This window comes from Deinococcus proteolyticus MRP (assembly GCF_000190555.1).
Lineage (GTDB): Bacteria > Deinococcota > Deinococci > Deinococcales > Deinococcaceae > Deinococcus > Deinococcus proteolyticus.
The window spans coordinates 24505-46525 of sequence record NC_015162.1 but is presented as its reverse complement, the minus strand read 5'-3'; the positions used below and the strand labels follow the sequence as shown (position 1 = coordinate 46525).

The 22021-nt window shown below is 62.4% G+C and carries 27 protein-coding genes; 2 read left to right on the top strand and 25 right to left on the bottom strand.

The window, feature by feature from the left end:
* Window positions 1-14 precede the first annotated feature (14 nt).
* From DEIPR_RS11850 to DEIPR_RS11835, 4 genes are read right to left on the bottom strand one after another with little or no spacing between them, the layout of a single operon-like run.
* Entirely contained in the window at window positions 15-272 is a 258-nt protein-coding gene (locus DEIPR_RS11850) for a hypothetical protein (protein ID WP_013615824.1), read from the bottom strand.
* Complete coding sequence (locus DEIPR_RS11845; protein ID WP_013615823.1) at window positions 269-1753, bottom strand: AAA family ATPase; 1485 nt, start codon at window positions 1751-1753, stop codon at window positions 269-271. The genes DEIPR_RS11850 and DEIPR_RS11845 overlap by 4 nt, the downstream gene beginning before the upstream one ends.
* A gap of 15 nt (window positions 1754-1768) precedes the next feature.
* The gene (locus DEIPR_RS11840) at window positions 1769-2461 is read right to left on the bottom strand and encodes a hypothetical protein (protein WP_013615822.1); all 693 of its coding nucleotides are present in this window, start codon (window positions 2459-2461) and stop codon (window positions 1769-1771) included.
* 45 nt (window positions 2462-2506) lie between these two features.
* Window positions 2507-3745, bottom strand: a complete 1239-nt coding sequence (locus DEIPR_RS11835; RefSeq protein ID WP_169310709.1) for a ParB/RepB/Spo0J family partition protein — start codon at window positions 3743-3745, stop codon at window positions 2507-2509.
* Window positions 3746-3926: 181 nt separating this feature from the next.
* On the opposite strand from DEIPR_RS11835, the gene DEIPR_RS11830 reads away from it, so the two are divergent.
* Entirely contained in the window at window positions 3927-4625 is a 699-nt protein-coding gene (locus DEIPR_RS11830; RefSeq protein ID WP_013615820.1) for a ParA family protein, read from the top strand.
* Complete coding sequence (locus DEIPR_RS11825; RefSeq protein ID WP_013615819.1) at window positions 4622-5641, top strand: ParB/RepB/Spo0J family partition protein; 1020 nt, start codon at window positions 4622-4624, stop codon at window positions 5639-5641. Before DEIPR_RS11830 ends, DEIPR_RS11825 begins: the two co-directional genes overlap by 4 nt.
* Here the strand turns inward: DEIPR_RS11825 and DEIPR_RS11820 are convergent.
* The 21 genes from DEIPR_RS11820 to DEIPR_RS11720 all read right to left on the bottom strand — a co-directional run bounded on the left by DEIPR_RS11820 (window position 5590) and on the right by DEIPR_RS11720 (window position 21980).
* A complete protein-coding gene (locus tag DEIPR_RS11820; RefSeq protein ID WP_013615818.1) occupies window positions 5590-6024 on the bottom strand; it encodes a hypothetical protein in 435 nt (144 codons plus the stop codon). The two genes, DEIPR_RS11825 and DEIPR_RS11820, sit on opposite strands and share 52 nt — an antisense overlap.
* Before the next feature lie 46 nt (window positions 6025-6070).
* Entirely contained in the window at window positions 6071-7723 is a 1653-nt protein-coding gene (locus tag DEIPR_RS11815; RefSeq protein ID WP_148231983.1) for a hypothetical protein, read from the bottom strand.
* A gap of 229 nt (window positions 7724-7952) precedes the next feature.
* Window positions 7953-8450, bottom strand: coding sequence for a hypothetical protein (locus DEIPR_RS11810; RefSeq protein WP_013615816.1), 498 nt, complete (start codon window positions 8448-8450; stop codon window positions 7953-7955).
* Window positions 8451-8480: 30 nt separating this feature from the next.
* Window positions 8481-9116 (bottom strand): MarR family transcriptional regulator, encoded by a 636-nt coding sequence (locus tag DEIPR_RS11805; protein WP_083801592.1) that lies wholly within the window; start codon window positions 9114-9116, stop codon window positions 8481-8483.
* A 266-nt stretch (window positions 9117-9382) separates the two neighbouring features.
* A complete protein-coding gene (locus tag DEIPR_RS11800) occupies window positions 9383-11107 on the bottom strand; it encodes a DUF7380 domain-containing protein (protein ID WP_148231982.1) in 1725 nt (574 codons plus the stop codon).
* A gap of 35 nt (window positions 11108-11142) precedes the next feature.
* The gene (locus DEIPR_RS11795; protein ID WP_013615814.1) at window positions 11143-11919 is read right to left on the bottom strand and encodes a LysM peptidoglycan-binding domain-containing protein; all 777 of its coding nucleotides are present in this window, start codon (window positions 11917-11919) and stop codon (window positions 11143-11145) included.
* Window positions 11920-12031: 112 nt separating this feature from the next.
* Window positions 12032-12529: a lytic transglycosylase domain-containing protein gene (locus tag DEIPR_RS11790; RefSeq protein WP_013615813.1), complete on the bottom strand. Its 498-nt coding sequence runs from the start codon at window positions 12527-12529 to the stop codon at window positions 12032-12034.
* A gap of 45 nt (window positions 12530-12574) precedes the next feature.
* Window positions 12575-12970 (bottom strand): hypothetical protein, encoded by a 396-nt coding sequence (locus tag DEIPR_RS11785; protein ID WP_148231981.1) that lies wholly within the window; start codon window positions 12968-12970, stop codon window positions 12575-12577.
* A 518-nt stretch (window positions 12971-13488) separates the two neighbouring features.
* Complete coding sequence (locus tag DEIPR_RS11780) at window positions 13489-13683, bottom strand: hypothetical protein (RefSeq protein ID WP_013615811.1); 195 nt, start codon at window positions 13681-13683, stop codon at window positions 13489-13491.
* A gap of 92 nt (window positions 13684-13775) precedes the next feature.
* The gene (locus DEIPR_RS11775) at window positions 13776-14639 is read right to left on the bottom strand and encodes a single-stranded DNA-binding protein (protein ID WP_013615810.1); all 864 of its coding nucleotides are present in this window, start codon (window positions 14637-14639) and stop codon (window positions 13776-13778) included.
* Window positions 14640-14720: 81 nt separating this feature from the next.
* Window positions 14721-15002 carry a hypothetical protein gene (locus DEIPR_RS11770; RefSeq protein WP_013615809.1) on the bottom strand — a complete coding sequence of 94 codons (282 nt, stop codon included), beginning with the start codon at window positions 15000-15002 and terminating at the stop codon, window positions 14721-14723.
* Window positions 14999-15220: a hypothetical protein gene (locus tag DEIPR_RS11765; protein WP_148231980.1), complete on the bottom strand. Its 222-nt coding sequence runs from the start codon at window positions 15218-15220 to the stop codon at window positions 14999-15001. The genes DEIPR_RS11770 and DEIPR_RS11765 overlap by 4 nt, the downstream gene beginning before the upstream one ends.
* Before the next feature lie 178 nt (window positions 15221-15398).
* A complete protein-coding gene (locus tag DEIPR_RS11760) occupies window positions 15399-15719 on the bottom strand; it encodes a hypothetical protein (protein ID WP_013615807.1) in 321 nt (106 codons plus the stop codon).
* 43 nt (window positions 15720-15762) lie between these two features.
* Window positions 15763-16212 carry a ribonuclease HI gene (rnhA, locus tag DEIPR_RS11755; protein ID WP_013615806.1) on the bottom strand — a complete coding sequence of 150 codons (450 nt, stop codon included), beginning with the start codon at window positions 16210-16212 and terminating at the stop codon, window positions 15763-15765.
* Window positions 16213-16245: 33 nt separating this feature from the next.
* Window positions 16246-16560 (bottom strand): hypothetical protein, encoded by a 315-nt coding sequence (locus DEIPR_RS11750; RefSeq protein ID WP_013615805.1) that lies wholly within the window; start codon window positions 16558-16560, stop codon window positions 16246-16248.
* Entirely contained in the window at window positions 16557-17021 is a 465-nt protein-coding gene (locus DEIPR_RS11745; protein ID WP_013615804.1) for a hypothetical protein, read from the bottom strand. Before DEIPR_RS11745 ends, DEIPR_RS11750 begins: the two co-directional genes overlap by 4 nt.
* A 137-nt stretch (window positions 17022-17158) precedes the next feature.
* Window positions 17159-17962 carry a single-stranded DNA-binding protein gene (locus tag DEIPR_RS11740; RefSeq protein WP_013615803.1) on the bottom strand — a complete coding sequence of 268 codons (804 nt, stop codon included), beginning with the start codon at window positions 17960-17962 and terminating at the stop codon, window positions 17159-17161.
* 99 nt (window positions 17963-18061) lie between these two features.
* Complete coding sequence (locus DEIPR_RS11735) at window positions 18062-19897, bottom strand: DEAD/DEAH box helicase family protein (protein ID WP_013615802.1); 1836 nt, start codon at window positions 19895-19897, stop codon at window positions 18062-18064.
* Between the two features lie 13 nt (window positions 19898-19910).
* On the bottom strand, window positions 19911-20465 hold the full coding sequence (locus DEIPR_RS11730; protein ID WP_013615801.1) for a hypothetical protein: 555 nt from the start codon (window positions 20463-20465) through the stop codon (window positions 19911-19913).
* Between the two features lie 296 nt (window positions 20466-20761).
* Window positions 20762-21283 (bottom strand): lytic transglycosylase domain-containing protein, encoded by a 522-nt coding sequence (locus DEIPR_RS11725; RefSeq protein ID WP_013615800.1) that lies wholly within the window; start codon window positions 21281-21283, stop codon window positions 20762-20764.
* A gap of 40 nt (window positions 21284-21323) precedes the next feature.
* Window positions 21324-21980 (bottom strand): hypothetical protein, encoded by a 657-nt coding sequence (locus DEIPR_RS11720; protein ID WP_013615799.1) that lies wholly within the window; start codon window positions 21978-21980, stop codon window positions 21324-21326.
* Between the last annotated feature and the right edge of the window lie 41 nt (window positions 21981-22021).

The following is a 22021-nucleotide window of genomic DNA, read 5'->3' as shown; positions in this document are numbered from 1 at the left end:
GGTGTTGGCCTCCTTTACCGGCCGACCGTATAGGACATGCCACTGATGCACAGCAGGCATAGGCTGATGCCGGAACTGATCAGGCCAGCCGCCGTGCTCTGGGTGCTGAGTTCTTGCACGACCTCTCTGGGGAGAAGACTGGGAAGCAGGCCCAGCAGCGCAGCCACGCAGGCTGCCCAGGCGAAACTGGCACTCAGCTTGTCACGCTGTATCAGCATGGTCAGGGCGTAATAGCCGCCGACCAACATCAGGAAAATCAGCAGGATGCTCATAGCCCCAGCACCTCCTCTTCGATGCGTCGGCGCAGCATTTCTGCTGCCTCGGCATCCAGTACACCGTTCAGGTCGCGTGGTACGCAGTAAGGAATGACGATGCTGTCTACGGCGTCCAGAAAGGCGCTGCTGCGGTCCACGCCGCTCAGTTCCAACGACCGGACCTCCCGGATCAGGGCGATACACTTGCGGGCTTCCAGTGACCGGACCAGCAGGGTACCTTCTGCCTGCAGGGCATCGCGGGTGACCAGTTCCGCTTGATAGGTCAGTGCCGCCAGGTCCGGATCTTCGGCGATTTTGGTGTACAGCGCAGTGGCCTGCCCCTCGTCCGGGTAGGTGTATTCCTGAATCAGATCGATGCGCGACAGAAGCGCCGCGTCAAAACGGTCTGCAGTCTGCAGGTGGTCTGCACCGATGTTGGTCGTCATGACCCACAGCAGATTCTCGTACGGTGCCGGAAGAATGTCACCGTTCGGCAGGCTCAACAGGTAATGCCGGTCGCCTGTCAGTGCGCTTCTCGGAATGCCGATGGCCACTGCCTCTTCCGTACTGACCGTGTCCATCGCGCCGATGATCACGTTCAGGTTCTCCGGGTGGTACCGCAGAACCTCATCGATCAGCAAAAGCGTCTTGCCCTGGCTGGCGCTGACAAACGCGCGCGACAGTGGTCCGTCGATCCACTGTGGACCCTTCTCGGTAGGATAGATCCCGCCAATAAAGTCACGGTCTTCTACGCCGGGGGCACCTTTGGCGATAATCAGCTGCATGCCCTCTTGTACGGCGGTCTGTTTGGCGGTCTCCGTCTTGAAGGTGCCGGGGGGACCGATGAGCAGTGCCGTGCCTCCCCGCTGTGCCAGTCTTGCCAGCCGCTCTTTTGGGCTGCTCAGCTTTCCGGCAGGCTTGGGCCGCAGCAATGTGGCCAGGTTCAGTTGCGTGCCGCCTGCAGGGGATGAAGCTATGGACGGCTGCACCACGATATTCAGCTGGCGCATCTCCCAGTCCAGCGTGTCGCTCAGCCGCAGCAGCGCATTCTTCACCAGGCTGTTGTTGGGGCTGCTGGCCAGTGCGTTCTTGTTGACTGGAAAGGCCAGACTGATCTTGTTCAGGTTCTGAACCAGCGAGAGCAGCGCTTTGTAACTGCGGGGGAGTCGCTCGGTGGTCAGGGCCATGACCAGACCGGTCAGTGGTGTGGTGAGTGCGTGTTCGGCCCTGCGGTCCAGTGGTGTCCACTCCAGGTCCTTGATGTGCAGCAGCGGTGTTCCACCGAGACTGATGGTGGTGCCGCCTTCGGTGCTGCGCAGTTCAACCTGATTGTTCAGCAGGGCAAATGCGGCATTGCCGATGCCTGGAGCGTACATTGTCATTTCCGGGCCACGTTCTTTAAGCTTCTGGGCGTCGGGAATCACGGTGTTCTTGGCAATAAAGTCGAATTCGCTGCTGACTTGGTACGCATTGTCGAGATGGTCGGTTGGATTGAACATGATGTCCCCTTGGGTTTAGAGATGACTGGTGAAGACGGGCAGGGCGGCGCGCCGGGCAATATCCAGGCTCTGCGGATTCGTCTGACCGTTTTTATTGTTAATGACGGTCAGGTTGGAGATGGGGACCTGCATGAACAGTGCCTCGCTCAGTTCCGGCTCGTCATGGCCTGGCCGCAAGGGGAAAACGGTGTACCGTCCACTGGGAATCTTGCGGGTCAGATCGATGTGGTCCGCGTTGGGCAGATGCCAGTGCCAGCCGGCGCACGGTTCGTGTGCACTGTGCCCCTTACCACAGGGGCAAGCAAAGTCCTTGGCGTAGGGCGCCAGTGCCGCCGCATTCCGCAGGTATGCCTGCGGGTGGATCAGGATGAGCGTGCTTTCACGGGTCAACTTCCCAAACTCTGCACTCCGCGGAATCTTGCGCGAAATGCCCATCTGCCGCGCTTCTTCGATAAAGTCTGCTGCACACGGGTAATGCCCAGCTCCCACGATGTCGACGACGTGGTACACCCCCTGGCGCTCAATCAAGGTGATGCCCTGCGCGCAGTACCCGAGCTTCTTCGTGTCAATGGGAATCGGCAGGTCGGTGACAAATTGTTCGACAGGATATTCCGGGGGGAAGCCACACTCGATGTAAATGTGTCCTTCCTGGCGTCCGGCGCCACAGCCGCGTGCGCCACCTTTTGCGCGGGTCAGTTGTACAGTCATAAAACCTCCATGAACCTTGCATCCCGCGTGCCAGCGGGAGGGATTTCAGGTGTAACGCTGTCCCGGTCGGAAGCGGGTCGGTGCCGCCAGGGGAGCGGGCACAGCTGCGGGCTGCGGTCTGCTTTCTTCCGCCTCCCCGCCGCCCAGCAGCCCGGCCAGGTCAAGGCCTTCCCCGTCACCGCTCTCAATCAGCGGCACCTCTTCCCCGCCGCCCAGCAGCCCAGCGAGGTCAAGGCCCTCCCCGTCACCGCTCTCAATCAGCGGCACCTCTTCCCCGCCGCCCAGCAGCCCAGCGAGGTCAAGGCCTTCCCCGTCACCGCTCTCAATCAGCGGCACTTCCTCCCCGCCGCCCAGCAGCCCGGCCAGGTCGAGGCCTTCCCCGTCACCGCTTTCAATCAGCGGCACCTCTTCCCCGCCGCCCAGCAGCCCGGCCAGGTCGAGGCTCGGGGAAGGCATGGTCATTTGCGCGCCAACTTCAGCTGGTGCTTGGGTCAGGACAGTTGAGCTTTCTTCAGTCAGGGTGTGCAGACTGGCGATCAATTCATTCAGGCGGACTCCCTGGATGTTGGCCAGCCGCTGCACTTCCAGGGCCAGGTCGCGCACCGGGTCGGTTACCAGCAGGATTGGCTGCTCGAATTGTTCGAACAGGCCTTCCATAATCTGGCTGCGGTCATCCAGACGGCGGGTGGTGGCTGCTTTCAGGTCGGCGCCCGTGAATTTCTCGCCGCAGTCCAGTTTCGCTTCGGCGGCCATGATGGCCTGAGTGCGGTAACTGCCGTCCAGTTTGGCAAGTTGCATGGCCACGCCTGGTGCGATGCTGATGCCCACATGTTCAAGCAGGCTTTCAGGCAGTTCCATCAGGCGCAGGCGCGCTTTGATGGTCTTCTCGCTGACGTGGACGTTTTCGGCCAGTTCCTTGACGCTGTGGAAATGACCTTCTTCCAGGGCCGTCTGCCAGCTGCGCGCTTCGTCGAGAATATTCGGTCCCCGGCTGGCATTGAGGATCGCGCTCATGGCGGCGATCTGCCCACGGGTACCGTCTGTGATCAGTGCCGGGACTTCCTTGAGGCCGTAAGCGATAGCGGATGCCATGCGGCGGTCACCGTCCACAATCTGATAAGGAATCTGCGAGTCACCCGTAGGCTTGAGCAGCACACTTTGCATCACGCCCTGGGTGGCGATTCCAGGCATCACCGGCGTCCCCTCAGGGGGCGGCATGATCAGCGATACCGGAACTTTCTGGACGGTGGTGTCCAGGGGTTGACTGAAAAGATTGGGAGTCATGGTTTGGGTCATGACCAGTCGGTCCCGCCTCGGCGGGAGGGAAAATCATAATGTCAGCATTGTAGAAGTGGAGTATGGGGGTTTCGCTGCATGATGCGGCTGTCACCGCTTGGCATAATTTCAACATTGTGTAGGTAATGTCTCTGCTTGCAATCCGCTGGTGTATCAATACACTGAAATTATGGAACTCAAATCCAGCGCTATTACGCCAGGTTCTCTGGCCGAAGCCATGTCATCGGCGGACCTCAGCCGCTTACCCCAGATCATCGCGCTGTGCTCGCTGAAAGGCGGGGCAGGGAAGAGCATGTTCTCTGGTCAGCTGGCGGCCGTCCTATCGCAGCATGGGAAGGCGGTCGTTGTGCTGGACTGCGACAATGAAGGCAGCATGTTGAGTGCGCAGCGGGAGGCGGCGAACAGCGGTGTCCCGCTGCCGTTTCCAGTGGAGGTGGGCACGCGTGACGGCTATAAGCGGCGGGCACGTGAGCTGGCAGAAGCGGGGAACATGGTGATTATCGATACGCCGGGCAACTCACGCGAGCTGCTGACTGGAGCGGCGCTGGTCGCGGACCTGGTGGTGGTGCCGGTGTCGCCCAGTGAGTTCGACATTGATCGCCTGGGTGGTCTGCTGGAGGTGCTGGACGATTTGCTGGTGGTCAAGCCGAATTTGAACTACCGTCTGGTACTGAACCGTTATGACGGACTGGCCGACGCACGTTCACTGGACAAGGTCTTGGACGGCCATGGATTGCCCCGTTTTCAGCAGGTGATCAAGGAGTGGACGGTATACCGCAAGTTTGTCCGTGGTCAGGTGCCTGACAAGGCGGCCGATCCGTTTCGGGCACTGTTGCTGGAGATGCTGGACATGGAGGTGCAGGCATGAGCGAGCTGCGTATTCAGGGATTGCTGGACCGCAGCCGTGAGCATGGCCGTGAACGGGGTGAGCGCATTGAGCAGCCCGATTTGACCCAGGCAGTCCGTGAGATTCCGCTGAATCAGATTCGGCCGAACCCCGAGCAGCAACGGCGTTATTTCGCGCAGGATGAACTGCAGCGTCTGGCCACGTCGATTGCTGAGAAAGGGGTGTTACAGCCGGTGCTGCTTCGTCCTTTTGAGCAGCATTATGAAATCGTTTTTGGCGAGCGGCGCTGGCGAGCGGCGCAGCTGGCGGGTCTGGCGTCTATTCCTGCGCAGGTGCGGGAGATGGATGATCAGGAAGCGGCGCTGGCTGGGGCGATTGAAAACCTGCAGCGTGTGGACATCAACCGCTTTGAGGATGTGAATTACAAGTTGCTGCTGTTGGAGATGGAGTTTGAGCAAGACCGGGAGTGGGTGATCAAGATGCTTCACCGGATCTACAACGACGCAGCGAACAATCTGGAGCTGGTGAGGCGTGTGGCGGGTGTGTTTGAGCTGATTGGCAACGAGCACTGGCAGTCTTTTGTAAGCAACGGTTTGCCTGCGTTGAAATTGCCGGAGTCGGTGCTGCAGGCGCTGCTGTCGGGGCAGCTGGACTACACCAAAGCGCTGCTGATCCGGCGGGCTCCGGAAGCGGAGCAGGAGCGGCTGCTCAGGCTCGCGCTGGACGGAGCGACTGCAGAAAAGTTGCGTGAGGAAATGGCCCTGTTGGGTTCTGCAGAGATGACGCAGTCTGCTCAGGAACGGGCGCGGCTGAAATCGGTGCAAAAGCGCCTCACGGTTCGCCGCCTCAAGAAGATGTCTGAAGAGCGCCGCCGGGCAGTGATGGGTTTATTGGACGGGCTGGACCGTCTTCTTGCTCAGGCCGAGCAGGAGGAGATGGAGGCCAGGGCACAGAAAGCGGCCAAGAAGCAGGCACGTTCGGACGCTCACGCTGCAGAGGAGGGTGGCGTACTGGAAACGGCCGGTTCTGGCAATTGATTCAAGAAGGCCAGCATGCCCCGCTTGCACGCAAGTGCTTCGGCGGGCGTGCTGGCCTGAATATGTTGATCTGGATTGAAGCGTGTTCTGGGAAGGTAAACGCCCCCGCTGGGCAGGAGGCTTTTGCCGACTTGAAGGTAGCCGGTGGTCCAACTGGCACGTTCACCCTGGCAGAACCGCGTCATGGCCGTCCATACGGGCAGGATGTTCATGAGCGCGCTGATGTCGTGCGCAAACGAGGGGAAATCCTCTTCCTGGACATAGATGTTCAAGCGGCTCCAAGCTCCCTGACCGCGAACGTGAATGGTGGCCGGCCCAAATGTGCTCCGGTTCCACCGAACCGGCAAGCCGGCGAGTTGACTGTGAATGTCGGTCAATTCCATGTCCCTGACCGCCACCGGCAGGTGAGGGACAAAGGAGCGCCGTCATTCAGGTCAGGCGGTGCCCCGCCTGTATCAGGATGTGGTGCGCGAGACTGACCGGGTTGAGACCTGCCGGATGCATGACGCAGGGAATCCCCTGCTCTTTGGCGGCGTCCCGCAGCGTGTTGTGGGCGTGAGCCATCCAGCGGATAGCGAGAATGACCAAGCGGGTATCGCTTTGCAGCCGCACGGCAGCCTGCATGCCATTGTCATAACGGTCTGAGGAGATCCATTCCAGCTTGATGCCCAGTGCGCGCTCAATGTTCTGATGGTGGGTCGGCAGCACCTCACCGCCCAGCAGAATGACGTGGCCGCCCCGCAGGAGTTCTCTGACTTGCTGGACGTGCGCTGGCCAGCAGGGTTCGGGTGACGGCTCTTTTGCAGGCTGGTCACTGGAGCAAGGCTCGGACTCAGCAGGGGCCTGTGCGGTAAGGTCTGCCGTGGACTGGGATTCAAGTTCTGCCAGCCGTTCAAACCAGTTGCTGTAGCGATGGACCCACGGCGCGTAGTTCTTCGTCTCAGACCAGCGCGGACTCAAGCGACTGAGGGTGCCGCTGGGGGAGAGCATCTTGAACAGTTCGGCCGATGGCAAGCGAATACCTATGGCCCGCAGCTGCGCGGTCAGCTCCAGTGTCAGCTCGCCGGCAATGGCACAGAACTCGTCCAACATCTCGTCCGGCAATTTCGGGTTGATGCGGACCGCGACACACATGCTTTTGAGCATGTTCAGGGTCAGCGTCAGGGTATGGTCCTCACCGTAGACCACGTCCTTCCAGCCGAGAAGTGGATCGATCCCGCTGATCTGGGCGCCCAGCTCGGTTTCGGTGGACAGCGGCATGCCTGGAGCCCTGCGAAACAGCAAGGTGGCTTCCAGGCCGATCAGCTGCGTGAGCAGGCCATTGAGCAAGTGGTGGGTTTCGACGAATTCATCCAGCTGATCGAACCCGGCCCACAGGACCAGGCGCCGCATATGGTCATGGATACTTCCCTGTGCTCGCTCGTTTAGCGTGCTTTCCTTGAGCTGCCACAGGACCTTTTGCAGCACCTGCTTATGATGCTCGGTGCGGATGGTCTGATTGGGTTTGAGCCCTGGTGTCCGGACCGGGCCAGTCACCTCCAACACGCGCTTCAGCAGCTGGTTGACCCGCTGCTTGTCCTCATAGCTGAGCAGTCCGGTTGCCCGCAAGCTGCCGGTGGCTTCAAGGAGGCCTATCACGTCGGCATAGTTCAGGTGTTCCAGAGACAGGAGGTGGTTGAGGGTGAGGCCACTGAGCCACGCTGCAGAGTGGGGTTCACGTTCCATCAGGGGACGCACGTCATCTCTGATCGGGACCGGGCACAGGTCTTCCAGGGGTGGGCGTACTGGATCGAAGTCAGCGCGGGGAGCCGGCAACAGCAATTCACGTAGCTCGTCGTCAGGAACATAAATATCGTGCTGACGGCTCAGCTCCGACAGTTCCTTCCAGATGGTGCCCAGGTCCTGGTAAGCGGCCGGCGGCATGACGACTTCGGTGCTTCTCCTGCCTGTATAGATTTCGGTCACCTCCCCCACCAGGCCACTGTCAGGATACAGGCGGTTCATCCCCATCTGTACGCAGCTGGCCAGCATGATGACGCGGCTGTACTCCTCCTTGAAGCCTTCGTCAAGTTGCCGTGACATCAGGATCAAGGTACTTTGGTGCAGAAGGCAGAAATACAGATAGAGCGTCTCCACTTCTTTGATGCTCGGGAAAACCATAGGGAGGGGGCTTGTTCCCTCAATAACGCCCCGCAGAGGGGATTTGGTCTGTTCCATATGGGCGTTGAGCTTTTCCTGCGCTTCGGCTTGTGCGCGCAGGGCGAACCCGTGGGCAAATGTGGATAGGTCCATAGCGAGGGAAACCTTTCTCTTAGATCAGAACATTCAGCAGTATAGATAGGACGCCTGCACCCAGGATCAGCAGCAACCACACCGCGACCGTGTGTCCCAGGGTGGGCAGGAGCGGCGTCTCATTCATCTGGCTCAGGCCGTAGACGAACAGGCCCATGCTGAGTACAGAGGCCAGCAGCACCGGGCCATCTCCTGGGGTTCCGAACATGCTGATGATCAGCAGCGCCAGCGTGGGTAGCGTGGCAATGGCGGTCACCCCGAGCACCTCGTCGAATTTGGTCGTGGCGCCCAGGCGGCGGCTGATGAGGGTGAAGAGATAGGGAAACACGAGCAGGCTGCCAAGAGCCTGAGAAAAGCTCACCACGCCGGCAAGTACCATCAGTCCGGAGGTCAGGCCACCGGCTGCCGGACTCATGCTGGCCCCGATCAGACTCAGGATGACGTAGAGCACGCCAGCGGCGATGGCAGCCGGAAGCCAGTAAGTGTACACGATGTCCTTGTATTGTTCGGCATTCATGTCTTCCACTGTGCCTGCGAATCTGGTTGGTCAGCTCAGATACTGGGTTTCAAGCTGATGCCCAGGAACGAAGAAGCGTTCCGTGACCCAGACCAGGGCGCCGCTGCTGTAGCGCTGAATGTGCTGGGTCAAGACGGCTTGTGGATCAAGGTGGAGCAGATGCCCCATGCTGCGGGGCATGGGATGTGCACCCAGCTGGGTATGTGTATCCATCAGGCCGACGCCGTGCTTATGTAAAAAGCCCTCAAGCTGCAGTTTGCGCAGGTCTCCGAGGTTGGCGTTGGTGATATGGATCTGCGGGGCGAACAGCTGGCGTTCGAAGCAGACCGCTTTGTCTGCTTGCAGCAGCCGTTCAATCAGGTGGACCTTTTCCGGCCAGTAGACCTGTTCGGTACGCACGCTGTGCGTGATCTGCACAGAGAGGAGGCCAGGGTTCAGGCTCAGGTGTCCCTGATAGGCCAGCTGGCCGGTGGCTGAGATGCCCTTCGAAGGCGCTTTGGTGATCAGTCCCCGGAATTCAAGCTGGTCCAGCAGACGCTGCACCGTGTCCTTTGAGACCTGAAACTCCTCCGCGAGTTCCCGCACGGTGGGTTGTCCAAAGTCTCCGCTGCGGATCCGTATCAGCAATTCTTGCAAGGTGGCATCTTGATCTGTGTGGTGAGCCATGTGAGTTGAGTGTCGCTGAGACTGAAATGACTTTGCAACTCATCCCAGTCCTGTGCTGAGGCCGGGACGTAACAGAGCATCAGCCTGAGTGCCGTAACTGGAGAGCAGCTCAGGGCCCGTTCACAGCTGGCAGGGGAGGGGAGATGGTAGGCCAGAAATTGCGGGTGGTGCCGCGCCAGACTGACCGTGTAAAGGTGCTGTTCCATGCGCTTGGCGCTGCGCCGCAAACGGCGCGAGGGAGCCGATGTCTGCTGGACAGCGCCTTATCAAACCGGGTCTGCCGGACCCTTCTGCCATCCGGGGTGCTCCGCGAAAGCAAGCCGGAACACCAGCTGAATCATCGCGAGGCCGGGCCAACTTCGAGTGTACTGGTCATTCCCAAGCCCATGAAGCATCGTGTTGCGAACATTGAGACTTTCCGTATCAAGTACGCGTTTGGCATCCGCCATCAGGTCTTTCCCGAACATGCGTTCCAATTCTGGGTAAAGTTCTCCCTGAGGTTCCAGTATGGTGCCCAGTGTGGTCTGCATCTGGCTTTGAGACGCTGTGGTATATGGAGCCAGCTTGCCTGCTGACTGCAGCGCCCTACGGAAGATGGCCTCGGGCATGGGGGCCAGCATGCTGGCTGCCACCAGGTAATCGTTATGTAGGGCAAATATCAGGCCTACAGTGACCTGTGAACTGTAATTTGAAGGGACGGCCGGATTTGCCTTCACAAGCGCGGAGATGTCTTCTTCTTCCGGCGTCCAGCGTGCCCCGGTAGCGCTCCACAGATGACAGTTCAGCATTGCTGAGAGTTGGGCGTGCTGCTGCATCTCGCCGAGTGTGAAGCCTACTTCACCTGTTTTTCCCGTGGAATTGACCACTTCACCATTCACACCAAGATGAAACTGTCCAAACAGACGTGACAAAGATTGTGATTGCGATGAATTTTCTACTTGTGGGTACACCGCATGATAACTGGCAATTTTTTTCAGACATTCTTCTAAAGAGGAAAGCTGATTCAACTGCAGAGCCTCTTTACGGGCAATTTCCTTGAAGTCGTCAGCTTCTGTGTACATTGGCTTCATCTTTCCCACGATGGCCGGGGTAAGTGCGTGGCCTTTAAGCTGCATCCGTTGTGCCTCCTTACGCATTCCCAGGTCCAAGTAAAGCCGTTCAGCATTCATATAAGCCTTCTTGGCATGTATCGGATTGTCTTGCGCGTTGGCGTCTGCCATGTCGACCAATACTTGTGCAGTGTTTTCGCGTGCTGCCTGTTTTTCTACAGGGCCGCATTGTGAAGCAAGCTCCTCGCGCAGCTGCGCCAGCGTGGATCTCCAGACATGATTTCCGGCAGCCAACTGTTCTTCAGCCAGCTGAGCAGTCCAAGACAAGAGCTCAGGTATGGGCACTGTGCCGTCTGCTTTCTTCTGGGTGCTGATCAGCATGTTTAAGAAGGTGCAGCGTACATTCAGCTCAACGCTGGTGTCCTGAACCACATGAAATGCTTGCTGCTGCGCCCCGATATAGATGGGATGACCGCCGGGATGCCGGGCATACACTCCACTCAACCGCAGGGCCCGTTCAACCGTGCTGAGGCCACTGTCGGCATCTTGTTTGTCTCGACCCTGGAAGTACTTGAGATACGCTTTGGCTGCCTCAATGGCATGGTTGGGGTTCACCTTGCCGGGCCGCAACGCCCACAGTATTTCGTAGGCGCGCGCCCTGATGCCGTCATGTTCTATGTCTGGTGCCAGGTTTTCAAGGAGATCCAGGTCGTCTTCGGAAAAAGGCCGCACAGGCTGAAAGGTTGTTGCCCGGTCACTGCTGCTGATCTGTGGAAACATGCAGTACAGCAGGCTGTTGAGTGTGCAGAGTGCATTTTGCGTTTCGTCATCCTCTTCAGTAGGGACATCCAGGGGTTGCTGCAGACCCATGTGGGTCGTGAATGATTTGGAAGCATTCAGTCTGGACAGCACTGTTGCGCGTGTGGCAGGTGACAGACACATGCTTACAGCTTATCTGTTATGGGAGTACCAGCAGGTTATCGGCTGATCTCAACGTACTGTTTGCCCTGAGTGTTCCAGAGGATGTTGAAGTCATGGCTGGTCAGGGCCGTCAGTGGTCCGGAGAGCGGATCGTTCAGGTAGAACAGGTCGCGGCCCCGGTCATAGCCCGTCACCACGCGAAAATGGGGTGTCTTGCCCACGACGCTGTGCCACTGAAGCACCAGGACCGGTCCCTTCGAGACCGCACGTTTCATGTCCTCGACCGTGCCCCCCCTTTTGTGGCTGACCTTGAAGCCGAGGTCTTTCAGCAGCTTCACGCCGCTTTCCACCGTCATGTACCCGCCGTTCGGCCGCAGGCGGCGCTGGTACTGACTTTGCGGCACCTTCATTCCGTAGTGACCCAAGATGGCCGAGATCGACGCGGGGCCACAGTTGTTCATGGTTTGCCACTCGAAGGTGGTGCGGGCGATGCGGGTCTGGTTGCTGCTGGCTGCGTTGAGACGAAAGCCGAAGTTGGGCACGAACAACCCGCGCTGGAGCTTGCCCGGCTGAGGCGCGGGCATCAGCATGTCGGTGTAGCTGCGCGGGATGACCGGGGTCTGGCGTGAGGAGTTCAGGCCGCCGTCCGGGAGCACCAGTTGCTGGCCGACCTCAAGGTTGGAGTACCGCAGACTGTTGAGGGTGCTCAACTGTTCGACGCTGACGCCCTGGGCCTGAGCGATGCGGCTGAGGGTGTCGCCCCGCTGTACGGTGTAGGTGGCTGCAGAGGCGCTGGGCACAAGCAGGGCCAGCAGAAAAAGTGTGCGTTTCATAGCTCCAGAGTGCCTGCGAATCTGGTTGGTTCTGGCCCCGACAGGCGGACCCTCGCACTGCCTGGGCTACTTCAGAGGTCCATTTTCCCCGGTGGCGAACGCCGCCGGGGCATCACCGCCCGCCGAGGGCGCGGTAGGTGGCGAGGATGCGCTCCACATAGTTGCGGGTCTCGGTGATGTTTGGCACGCAGAGGCACGCTGCGACGCGGTTTGGTCCAGCGTTGTAGGCAGCCAGGGCCAGGTCGACGCGGCCGCCGAAGCGGTCCAGTTGCCGGCGCAAATAGCGGCCACTGCCGATGGCGTTTTGTCTGGGGTCGTACGGGTTGACGCCCAGTTCTGCGGCCGTTCCGGGCATGAGCTGCCCCAGGCCAACCGCACCCTTTGGGGAAACGGCGGAAGCGCAAAAGCGTGACTCGTGGTAGATCAGCGCGATCAGCAGTTGGTCGGGCAGGCCGGCGCGCCGTGCGCCTTCCTGAGCGTAGGACAGGTATGGCTGCGGGACGCTGTATGCCTGTTTGGTGCCAGCGGTGGTGACGTAGGCGGACTGGTGTTCGCAGGCCAGGGCCGAAGCGCAGGAGCCCAGCAGGGCAAGGCAGAGCAAACGTTTCATGACTCTACTTTGACTGTCGGTCTGGTTGGCAGGTTCCCAGCGGACTCATCCCCAGTCCTCATCGTCCCAGTCCCCATCGTTCCAGGCCGGGTCTTCGAGGTCCTCATCAAGGTCGGTGTCCTCATCCTGGGACATGGGTTCTGGAATACCGTGGTCCGGGACATAGATGCCGGCCCACTTTGGCTGGCTGGTGGGTGTCAGCTCAAACTGGATGCCTTCCCAGATGGTGGTGTGGCTGCCGTCGATCAGACTGAAGTCCGTGTCTGTTCTGGCGCGGATCCACAGGTTGCTGTATGTCTGCCGGGTCGGTGCTTGCTGGTCGGTTTCCCGGTCGCTGGGGGGAATCACCACCGGGTACACATCCATGTTCTGCCGCCTGAGCAGTTGCCGCAGCTGGTCGGTCAGTTGATTGTGGCTGCCGAATCCGGGACGCACAGGCATGGGGACCAGCAGGCGCTGCGGACCCAGCTGCAGGCCGCCTCGGAAGTACTCACGGTCAAGGAGTTCAAGCACTGGCTCCAGCGCTGAGGCAGTACAGGAAAACAGGTAAGCACGCATGCTGTTACTTTAACCGTCCGGTGGCGGTGGAGAAGGCAGAAACGGAACTGGTGCTGGAGGAAGACAGATTCATGGACTGACCTCTGCCGGCAGGCGAGGGAGGCCCGCTGCCCGGCAGGCGGATTCTCGCACCGGGCAGCGATACTTCCGAGATTCCTTTTTGGCAGGGGGCCCTGCCCCCTGCCGTACGTCGCGCGGGATGCTTGTCATCCCGCGGGCCGCCCCCGCCCCCCCAGCGCCATGTGCAGGAATGGCCAGGCCTTGCCCACGGCGGCGGTCAGCCGCCGCGACCCTGCCCCGCCCCCCTGGCCGCCGTGAGAAGAAGGCCGCCACTGGACACGCGGGCAAGGCCTGGCCGCCCCCGACATAAAAAAAGCCCCCTGAGCCGGGGGCGGAGGCGTTCATGCCTGCGGAAGGTTGGCGAGGTAAAGCTGCTCCGCTTCGCGGGCCAGCTGCTCAGCGCGTGCCTGCGGCCAGCCCTGTGCGCGGAAGCGGCGGACATTGTTCGAGAACAGCAGGTTGAGGGTGGCCTGCTGGCTGAGTTCCGCGCGCCCCTCTTCCCTCTGGGCGCTGGCCTGCTGCCTGTGGTTTCGCATGTGCCTTCTTCCCAGCGGCGCTGTTCCCGCTGGGAGGGACTGGCCGCCCCCGACATGAAAAAAACCCCCTGAGCCGGGGGCCTTCATCGCGCTCAAAACGGCATGTCGTCTTCGTACGGCGGAAAGTCGTTCAGGCCCTGGTCGATGTCCAGGCCGCCAGAAACTGGGCCGCCGGAGCGGGGCAGGGCACTGCTTGTGCTGGGGGCCGCTGCTGGAGCTGGGGCTGGCTGGCGCACGTCGTCCCCCTGGCGTGCGCGGCCCATCAGGGGGACCAGGGTGGCGGCTTCCACTTTGCTGGTCGAACGCTTATCGCCTTCGTCGTCCGTCCAGGACTCGTTTTTCAGGCGGCCCTTGACCAGCACGGGAGCACCTTTTTTCAGGTCCTGGTGCTGTTCGGCCAGCTCACGCCACAAGACGGCTTTGAAGTAGTGGGCCTTTTCCTGCCACTCGTCCTGCCGGTCCTTCCAGCGCTCATTGGTGGCAATGGTCACTTCCATCACCGCGTCGCCGCTGGAGGTATAGCGCAGCTCGGGATCACGGGTGAGGTTGCCGATGAGGGTGACCTCGTTCATGCCCCCGGCCAGCCGCACGCCGCCGCCCGCGTCTTTGACCAGCTCGCCCTGGCCTTCGAGCAGGTCCAGGCGTTGTGCCCGGATGCGGACGTTGTTGCGTTTTTTGCCGTCTGCCGTCTCGAAGCGGTTATCCTCAAGTTCGCCCTCGACCAGGGCCACGTCTCCGGACCTGTAATCCCGCTCGCCCAGGTATTCGGCGAACTTGCCCAGGGCCGTGACCTGGTGGTAGAAGGGGAGCTTGAGCGCCCTGCCATCGTGTGACGTCTGGTGGGTTTCCCCGGCCACGGTGGCTGTGTAGACGGCGAGACCGCTCTGGGTGTAGCGGAGTTCGGGGTCACGGGCGAGTGCGCCGATCATGATTGCCAGTTTGGTTCCTTGTGCCATATGGACCTCGTTTTGAAGTTGATGTTTCCCGTTTGGGAACGCGTGTGTCTGTCCAGACGGTGCTGTTCCGTCTGGGAGGGGTCAGAGTGCGTCCCCAATGTCTCGGCGCAGGAACTGAAGGTCCTGACGAATCTCACGGGCGTACACCGCAAAGCAGCTGTTGGTGTGCCGCTCAGCCTCGGCAAAAGCAGCGAAGACGTCGCGGAGGGACCGGGCCTGGACGGTGCGTCTCAGGAGCCAGTCCAGCAGAGCGAGGTGTTCCCGCAGCAGTTCGTCATCCGCCCAGGGGCCTGGAGCGTCCAGTTCGCCCATCACCGCCCGCTTTTCCCTATGAATGGCGTCCAGCACGCAGGCCAGATTCATAGCGCCGCTTTCAGATGATCTGCGGCCAGGGTATCGGCAGCCGCGTAGTGCCGGTACAGCTGGTCGGCCGTCTGTTCCAGTTGTCTGCGGGCCGCCGCTTCCGAGGGCGCGCCGGCAATGTCTGGAACCGCGCGGCGAACCAGCTCAGCGGCCTGTCTGGACACGTCGCTGGGCTGCTGCTGCAGTGTCCGCACAGAGGCGTTCAGCCGTTCGGTCATCTGGACGATGCTCATTGCCGGCCTGAGGTGATCAGAAAGGAGCGGTATGGACAGGGAAGCTTCACAGAAGTGGTAGTCATACGCTCTGGCCCCTGGTGCCCCCCAGGCACCGGGAGGGCCAGGTCTGGCCGGTCCCGGCATAAAAAAAGCCCCCGCTTGTGGCGGGGGTGGCAGCGGTCTACTTCCAGGCGGGCAGCTCCAGCAGTTGGCCGTTGCTGGTAAAGCGCAGGACGTGGGGTGTGGCGGCGGGGTTGGCCGGTCCCAGCCGTGCGAGCTGCCGGTAGAACACCTGCCGCCGCGCCAGTGCCAGCCAGTCCTCGCTGGTGATTTCAGCAGCGCGGTCACCGTCCCGTGCGTCTTCGAAGTCCGTTTCCAGACAGTCCAAGCAGCGGGCGGTGCAGCCTTCGAGCGGCGAGCCGCAGGCGGCGCACGTTTCGATGCCCAGCAGCAGGTGGGTCTCGGTCTCGAACTCCTTCAACTCTCGTTCTGAGATGATCATGTCCCGGTCTTCCCAGCGGTGCCGTCTCCGCTGGGAGGGACAGTCAACCGGCGAACATCGTCGCCGCTTTTTCTTTCGACGCGGCGTCCCGCTGCTCGCAGGCCAGCCGGTCGGCACGTTCGTTGTCCGGGTGGCCTGCGTGGCCCCGCACCCACGTGAAGCGGACCTGGTGGGGCTGCGCCGCTTCCAGCAGCGCCTGCCACAGGTCGGCGTTCTTCACCTTCCGGAAGCCTTTTTTGGCCCAGCCGGGCAGCCACTGGGTGAACCCGTCCGCGACGTACTTCGAGTCCGTCACGATCTCGACCTCGCACGGCTGCCTCAGCGCCTGCAGTCCGGCGATCACCGCTGTGAGCTCCATGCGGTTGTTGGTCGTCTCGCAGGCGTACCCGCACACCGCCCGCTCGCGCTCGCCATAGCGCAAAATGGCCGCGTACCCACCGGGGCCGGGGTTTCCACTGCATGCGCCGTCAGTGTGAAGTATGACACTTTTCATATGTCTGCTTCTGCCGCGTGAGCGGCGAGGGGCTTAGGGTCCGGCGCGGCGGTTCCAGCGAAAGACCCGTGGGCGGGCCGGGACCGCCGCGCCGGGGGAGAGCCGTGAGAGAAACGCGCCGCGTTCCCGGAGGCGCCGGGCCACTTCCGCCTGGGCCTGTTCGCGCATGTCCTGTTCGAGGCATGGCCAGCACGCGAGGACGCTGCCGTATGCCTCAGACCCACAGCGGGCGCAGCCGGGCAGGCCCAGCAGCACGTGCGTCTGGGCGCCGAACTCCGAAAGATCTTCAGGGGAGACGGGAGCACTGGCCGGGACGTCGTTCACGTTGTCTTTCAGCATAGTGCTCATGGCTGTTCGTGACCGAAACGTTCGGCACGAAGCTGACTCAGAATCGGCATCATGACCGGGTCGCCGCTCAGGGGCATGCCGGTGCAGTCTTCCTCGTCCCACCTGAATTCGGCTGTGTTGTCCTCGTGGGCCCGCCGGTACAGTCCCCGGCCGTAGGCCTCGTTCTGGCAGCCGTCCACCGTGGTCAGGACCCAGAGCACCTCGCCGCTGCGCCGTAGGGCCAGTAGAGGCTGCATCCTTTCGTGGAGGCTGCCATTCGGGAGGTCCGTCTGGAGACCGATAAACCCAAGGAGGTGTTCTCCCCGGAGCAGGGTCAGTCCGGTGCGGTGCCCGGCCCGCACGACCCCAAGCAGGCATCTGCCCAGCGGACGCAGGTGGATGCCGTCTGGCAGCCGGCTCAGGTGGGCCAGTTCATCGAACGTGAGGCTCAGGTGGCCAAGGACAATCTGTTGTGGGTACATGCCCCTGCTTCTGCTGCGTCAGCAGCAAGGGAGTGGGAGCCGCCGTCAGGAGAAGGCCGCCACTGGATGCGGGGGGGGGCGGGACTGACCGGGCCCGACATAAAAAAAGGCCCCGCTGGGGGGCCGTGGTGGGCTGCTTAGAACGGCATGTCTTCGTCGGCCAGCAGGTCAGGCGCTGCCGCTGCCGGTGCCTGGACCACTTCCGGCCGGGCGCTGCGGCGGCCCTGGCCCTGACGGTCACTCACCTGAGCGCCGCGCTGCAGGGGCAGCAGGTCCAGCGCTTCGATGCGGCTGCTGCGCTGCTTGTTGCCGTCCTTGTCCGTCCACGACTCGTTGCTCAGGCGGCCCGAAATCATCACCGGGTCACCCTTGACCAGGTCCTTGTGCGCCTCGGCCAGCTCGCGCCAGGCACTCACCTCGAAGAAGTGCACCTTTTCCTGACGCTCACCGTCCTTGTCGGTCCAGCGCTCGTTGATGGCGATGGCGAGGTTCAGCACGGCGTCACCGCCCGGCGTATAGCGCAGTTCAGCGTCGCGGGTGAGGTTGCCGCTGACGGTCAGGCTGTTTTGCCCGCCCTTCATCCGGACGCCGCCGCCCTGGTCGGCGACGGTTTCAAACTCGCCGGCCAGCCCCTCAATCTGGCTGATGCGCACGCGGGCCTGGTTGCGCTTCACCCCAGTGCCGTCGGTGTACGCGTTCTGCTCCAGCTTGCCCTGAATCGCTACCGGGCTGCCTGCGGTGTAGCCGCGCTGGGCCACGTACTCGGCGTACCGGCCCAACAGGGTCACGCGGTGATAGAAGGGCAGGCTCAGGGGTTTGCCGTCATGGGTGACGGTGTGTTCTTCACCCGCCACCGTGCCTTCGAAGACGGCCAGGCCGCTTTCGGTGTAACGGAGTTCGGGGTCGCGGGTGAAGCTGCCAGTCAGTTGGATGTTGTTCATGTTCTACCTCTTGGTGTTGGTGTTCCCCTGCTGGGGACGTCGTTCATGTCCCAGACGGTGCCTTGTCCGTCTGGGAGGGTGTCTTTCGGAAACCGGCCCTCAGCTGGCGCTGCCGCTCCGCATGGCCACCGCTCTGGCCTGCATATACGTCCACTCGGCCCGCGGGTCGTAGCCCTGAGCCGCGAGCGCTTTCAGCTGACGCTGACTGGCCGGCTGCGCCCCGATCAGTGTTGCGGCCTGACGCCGGCTCAGCGTAGGCGAGAGCTGATAGCCCAGCTGGCCGAGCAGCCACCGCTGCCGCTCGGTGGCGGGTTTATGGGCACTGACATGCACGGCAGGCAGCGCCGGCGGCGTGAGCAGATCCCTGCCCAGGACACAGACGTCCACGGTCACGTCCCCGTCCAGCTCCCACGGCACGTTTTCGTCGTCCAGTGCGGCCGCTCGGCTGCCCGGCTGGCTGGCCTGCAGCGGGTCCAGTTTGCGGACACTGAACTGCCAATGCGGATCGATCCGCATCCCGCGCGCGATGTTGCCCCCAAGGTCAAGCAGCAGCGCACCCGTCTTGCCTGGTGCCGTGCGCATACCCCGGCCCACGATCTGCGTGAAGTTGACCTGACTGCAGGTCATGACGGCCAGCACGACTGTCTCGGCCTGCGGGGCATCGAAGCCGTAGCTCAGCATCCGGCAGCTGACCAGAATCTCGGTTTCGCCGCGCTGGAACGCCTGGATGCGCTCGTGCCGGTCTGCGTCTTGGCCGGTGACGCTCACCGCCCGCTCCCCGATGGCCTCGGCCAGCTGCCGGGCATGTTTGCGGGTCGCGGCGTATACCAGCGTCTGCCCGCGGGCCTGCGCGCGGATGACCGCGGCGGTGGCGTCCAGCATCTGACGGCTGCCCATGATGGCCGCCACGTCCCCATCATCGTAATCGTCCCCGGCGCGGTTCATCTTTGCCCTGCGCAGCTTGAAGCGCACATCCAGCGCTTCCATCGGAACAATCAATCCCTGCGCGATGGCGTCTGCCACGCCCAGGTCGTAGATCATCCGGCCGAACAATGCCGGCAGCGGCGTGCCGCTGTAGCGCTCTGGCGTGGCGGTCAGCCCGGCGAAGAAGCGCGGACGAAAGTGCCGCATCACCGCTGTGCCCATGCCTGCCCCGAAGATGTGCGCTTCATCGCAGACGATCAGGTCAAAGGTCGTTGGCGGGATTTCCGCGAGGCGGCGTGCCAGGGTCGGCAGTGAAGCGACCGTCCACTTCTCGGCGATGAAGTGTTCCTCGGCCTTGATCACGCCCGTGTGATGACCGGGCCAGGTCTCCTGCAGGGCGTCCAACGTGCCGGAGACCAGGACGTCGGTGTGCGTGATGAACAGGCAGCGCCCGAAGTGGTTGCCCAGCAGCGCGGCAAGCTTGGTTTTGCCCGTCCCGCAGGGAGAGCGCACCAGTCCGGCGCGGTCGCCGTGTTTCATGGCTTCCAGCACGGCCGTCTCGGCATCCGTCTGGTTGGGGCGCGGGGTCATGACCGCTTGCGGGGCCGCTGGTATGCCGGGTTTGGCCCAGCCGCGGCGGATGACCGTTTTGCGTTGCCTGGGCAGCAGCGAGCTGACCCGTTCGATGTTCACTGCGCCTGGGTGTTCATCGAGGTACCGCTGTTCAAGCTGCGCGAGGTGTTCGAGCGGTGCGGCCTCCATGATGCGGCTGCTGAACGCGCCGCCGCTGCGGTCGAAGGCCTGCTGTAAGAAGGGGTTGTGATGCTTGCCTGTTTCCAGGGCGCGGCGGTGCTGCCCGGTGCGCCGCGCGTAGTGTTTCGTGGCTCCGAAATAGGTTTCTCCATCCACGTCCAGGCGGTAGATACATGGCGTGCCGGCGGGCAAGCGGGAGTGGGACTGGTTCATCTGGGACTGGGTCATCTGGGACTGGGTCATCTGGGACTGGGTCATGGAACACTTCCTCTCAGTTCAGAACTCTGGTGCTCTGGCGGTACTGCAGCAGCAGTTCGCGGTAGTGAGCGCGCGGGACGGTGAAGCCTTCTGGGGCCAACGCTGCCCCGCCGCGCCCCTCAGTGAAGGCGGGCAATCTCAGCAGTGGCTGGGCGTCTTTGCTTCTGAGCTGTGTCAGCCAGAACTCTCCGTCCAGGGCGCTCAGCGCGAGGGTGATCTCCAGCCCCCGAATATCGGTAGGGACGTGCAAACCACGCGGAACGCTCCGGGCGGGCGGAATCAACGGGGCCAGCGGCGTGTTCAGCGGGACATGGATGCCGCTGAACGTGACGGTGTGGTCTGGGCAGCTACAGGGCACCGTCTCCGCATGGACGGTGACGTGCCGGCCCTGGCCTCTGAGGGCATTCAGGCCTTCTTGCACGGCATGGATGCGCAGGTGGGCTTCGCTGGTGCGGTTCAGGGTGCCGTACCATTTTTTGCGTTTGCCGGTTTCCTCGCAGTGCAGCAGCGCCGCCCACACGCCGGACTCTTCCCGAATTGCCTGGTCGGTGTAAAGGTGGATTGTCATACTCTTGCTTGCGTCCCGGTGTCCTTTCTGGGGCGAGGGGCTGTTTCCAGGCCAGGGCACCTGAAGACTGTGAACGTCGGCTGCGGGTGCACGGCGGGTCAGGGCGGCCAAGTGAAACGGAGTGAAAAGGGCGGGATGCTTGTCATCCCGCCTGTACGGCACCGCCCCCCCAGCGCCATGTGCAGGAATGGCCAGGCCTTGCCCACGGCGGCGATGGCCGCCGCGACCCTGCCCCGCCGCCGGGGCCACTGGCCGCCCCAGGCATAAAAAAAGCCCCCACACCGGGGGCGGGCCGGTCACTTGACCTGGCTCATGATGGTGATGACGTAGTGCTGGGTTTCAGCAATCGGCGGCACCTGCCCGCCGTGCTCTGCCACCCGGCCCGGCCCGGCGTTGTAGGCCGCCAGCGCCGCCTCCCAGCTGCCAAACTGCCGTTTGAGCCGCGCCAGATATCGGCTGCCCCCGGCCACGTTCTGGTGGGCGTCTTTGGGGTCCACGCCCAGCTCGCGGGCGGTGCCGGGCATCAGCTGCATCAGCCCCATGGCCCCGGCGCTGGACACGGCCCGCTGGCAGAACGAGGACTCCTGCCAGATCTGGGCAAACAGCAGCGGGCGGGGGATGCCCTCGGACTCGCTGTAGAGGTTCACCAGCCGCATGTAGCGGTCGGGCACCACCCGCTTCCCGCCTTCCCAGCGGCCCCGCTCGGTGAGGGGGCAGGCGTCGGCGGGGACCGGACCCTGCATCTGGGGACGCTGCATCTGGGCAGCGGCGGGGGTGCTGAGGGCGAATGCGAACAGAACCATCATGAATCGCTTCATACCGCTGCTGCCCCCCGGTGTTCTTTCCGGGGGAGGGGTTTTACGCATTCATGCGCGGCTGTTCAGAGCGTACTTTGAGCAGATCAAGCAGCGCGCTGCGTTCAGGCGCAGTGCTGGATTCAGGCGCAGTGCCGGATTCAGGCGTGATTTCGCGCTCCTGTTCAGCGCTGTCCCGAAACTGCATGGCCAGTTTAGCGATGTCGACGTACTGCTCAGCGAAGCGTTTGACTTCGGCGCGGATATAGGCGCTGGCCTGCTCGAAGCCGAGTGCGTCAAGGGCCGCGCTGATATCGCTGAGCTGGCGTTCCTGGCCGGCGCCCAGCCGCAGCGCGGGCTGCACGGCGGGGAACAGTTCTCCCGCTGTGCGGATGACCTGACGGTAGCCGCTGTGGTTGGGGTCCAGATCCAGCGCGTCGGCGAGGAATTCTGCTCGCTGCCTGAGGTCGGCGGCCCGGTGTTGACTGCCTTCCGGCAGCATGTTCAACATTTCGGGTGGATACACCGCTTCAGGCGGCGCAGCCCTGAACGGAACGCCGCAGATGCTGACGTGTTCAGTGCTTTCCGTGAACAGAATCAGTGTGCCGCCCCAGCCACGGCGGAGCGTGGGGGTCAGGCCGAGGATGCTGAGCAGCGCGGCGAGGTAATGGATTTCCTCCAGGCCATAGAGGTCGCTCACGGTAAGTGCGTTTTCGTTCATGTGCCTTCTCCCCCGTCAGGGGAGGGGACTGTCCGGCCCGG

Bases quoted from the DNA above. Each gene is read 5' to 3' on its own strand.
- DEIPR_RS11840 (WP_013615822.1), bottom strand. From the start codon at position 2,461: ATGACTGTACAACTGACCCGCGCAAAAGGTGGCGCACGCGGCTGTGGC.
- DEIPR_RS11800 (WP_148231982.1), bottom strand. From the start codon at position 11,107: ATGTGTCTGTCACCTGCCACACGCGCAACAGTGCTGTCCAGACTGAAT.
- DEIPR_RS11850 (WP_013615824.1), bottom strand. From the start codon at position 272: ATGAGCATCCTGCTGATTTTCCTGATGTTGGTCGGCGGCTATTACGCC.
- DEIPR_RS11820 (WP_013615818.1), bottom strand. From the start codon at position 6,024: ATGGAATTGACCGACATTCACAGTCAACTCGCCGGCTTGCCGGTTCGG.
- DEIPR_RS11770 (WP_013615809.1), bottom strand. From the start codon at position 15,002: ATGAATCTGGCCTGCGTGCTGGACGCCATTCATAGGGAAAAGCGGGCG.
- DEIPR_RS11805 (WP_083801592.1), bottom strand. From the start codon at position 9,116: ATGGCTCACCACACAGATCAAGATGCCACCTTGCAAGAATTGCTGATA.
- rnhA (WP_013615806.1), bottom strand. From the start codon at position 16,212: ATGAAAAGTGTCATACTTCACACTGACGGCGCATGCAGTGGAAACCCC.
- DEIPR_RS11815 (WP_148231983.1), bottom strand. From the start codon at position 7,723: ATGTCACGGCAACTTGACGAAGGCTTCAAGGAGGAGTACAGCCGCGTC.
- DEIPR_RS11790 (WP_013615813.1), bottom strand. From the start codon at position 12,529: ATGAAACGTTTGCTCTGCCTTGCCCTGCTGGGCTCCTGCGCTTCGGCC.
- DEIPR_RS11725 (WP_013615800.1), bottom strand. From the start codon at position 21,283: ATGAAGCGATTCATGATGGTTCTGTTCGCATTCGCCCTCAGCACCCCC.
- DEIPR_RS11780 (WP_013615811.1), bottom strand. From the start codon at position 13,683: ATGCGAAACCACAGGCAGCAGGCCAGCGCCCAGAGGGAAGAGGGGCGC.
- DEIPR_RS11775 (WP_013615810.1), bottom strand. From the start codon at position 14,639: ATGGCACAAGGAACCAAACTGGCAATCATGATCGGCGCACTCGCCCGT.
- DEIPR_RS11720 (WP_013615799.1), bottom strand. From the start codon at position 21,980: ATGAACGAAAACGCACTTACCGTGAGCGACCTCTATGGCCTGGAGGAA.
- DEIPR_RS11735 (WP_013615802.1), bottom strand. From the start codon at position 19,897: ATGACCCAGTCCCAGATGACCCAGTCCCAGATGACCCAGTCCCAGATG.
- DEIPR_RS11830 (WP_013615820.1), top strand. From the start codon at position 3,927: ATGGAACTCAAATCCAGCGCTATTACGCCAGGTTCTCTGGCCGAAGCC.
- DEIPR_RS11785 (WP_148231981.1), bottom strand. From the start codon at position 12,970: ATGCCTGTGCGTCCCGGATTCGGCAGCCACAATCAACTGACCGACCAG.
- DEIPR_RS11730 (WP_013615801.1), bottom strand. From the start codon at position 20,465: ATGACAATCCACCTTTACACCGACCAGGCAATTCGGGAAGAGTCCGGC.
- DEIPR_RS11795 (WP_013615814.1), bottom strand. From the start codon at position 11,919: ATGAAACGCACACTTTTTCTGCTGGCCCTGCTTGTGCCCAGCGCCTCT.
- DEIPR_RS11835 (WP_169310709.1), bottom strand. From the start codon at position 3,745: ATGACTCCCAATCTTTTCAGTCAACCCCTGGACACCACCGTCCAGAAA.
- DEIPR_RS11845 (WP_013615823.1), bottom strand. From the start codon at position 1,753: ATGTTCAATCCAACCGACCATCTCGACAATGCGTACCAAGTCAGCAGC.
- DEIPR_RS11810 (WP_013615816.1), bottom strand. From the start codon at position 8,450: ATGAATGCCGAACAATACAAGGACATCGTGTACACTTACTGGCTTCCG.
- DEIPR_RS11740 (WP_013615803.1), bottom strand. From the start codon at position 17,962: ATGAACAACATCCAACTGACTGGCAGCTTCACCCGCGACCCCGAACTC.
- DEIPR_RS11750 (WP_013615805.1), bottom strand. From the start codon at position 16,560: ATGAGCACTATGCTGAAAGACAACGTGAACGACGTCCCGGCCAGTGCT.
- DEIPR_RS11760 (WP_013615807.1), bottom strand. From the start codon at position 15,719: ATGATCATCTCAGAACGAGAGTTGAAGGAGTTCGAGACCGAGACCCAC.
- DEIPR_RS11765 (WP_148231980.1), bottom strand. From the start codon at position 15,220: ATGACCGAACGGCTGAACGCCTCTGTGCGGACACTGCAGCAGCAGCCC.
- DEIPR_RS11825 (WP_013615819.1), top strand. From the start codon at position 4,622: ATGAGCGAGCTGCGTATTCAGGGATTGCTGGACCGCAGCCGTGAGCAT.
- DEIPR_RS11745 (WP_013615804.1), bottom strand. From the start codon at position 17,021: ATGTACCCACAACAGATTGTCCTTGGCCACCTGAGCCTCACGTTCGAT.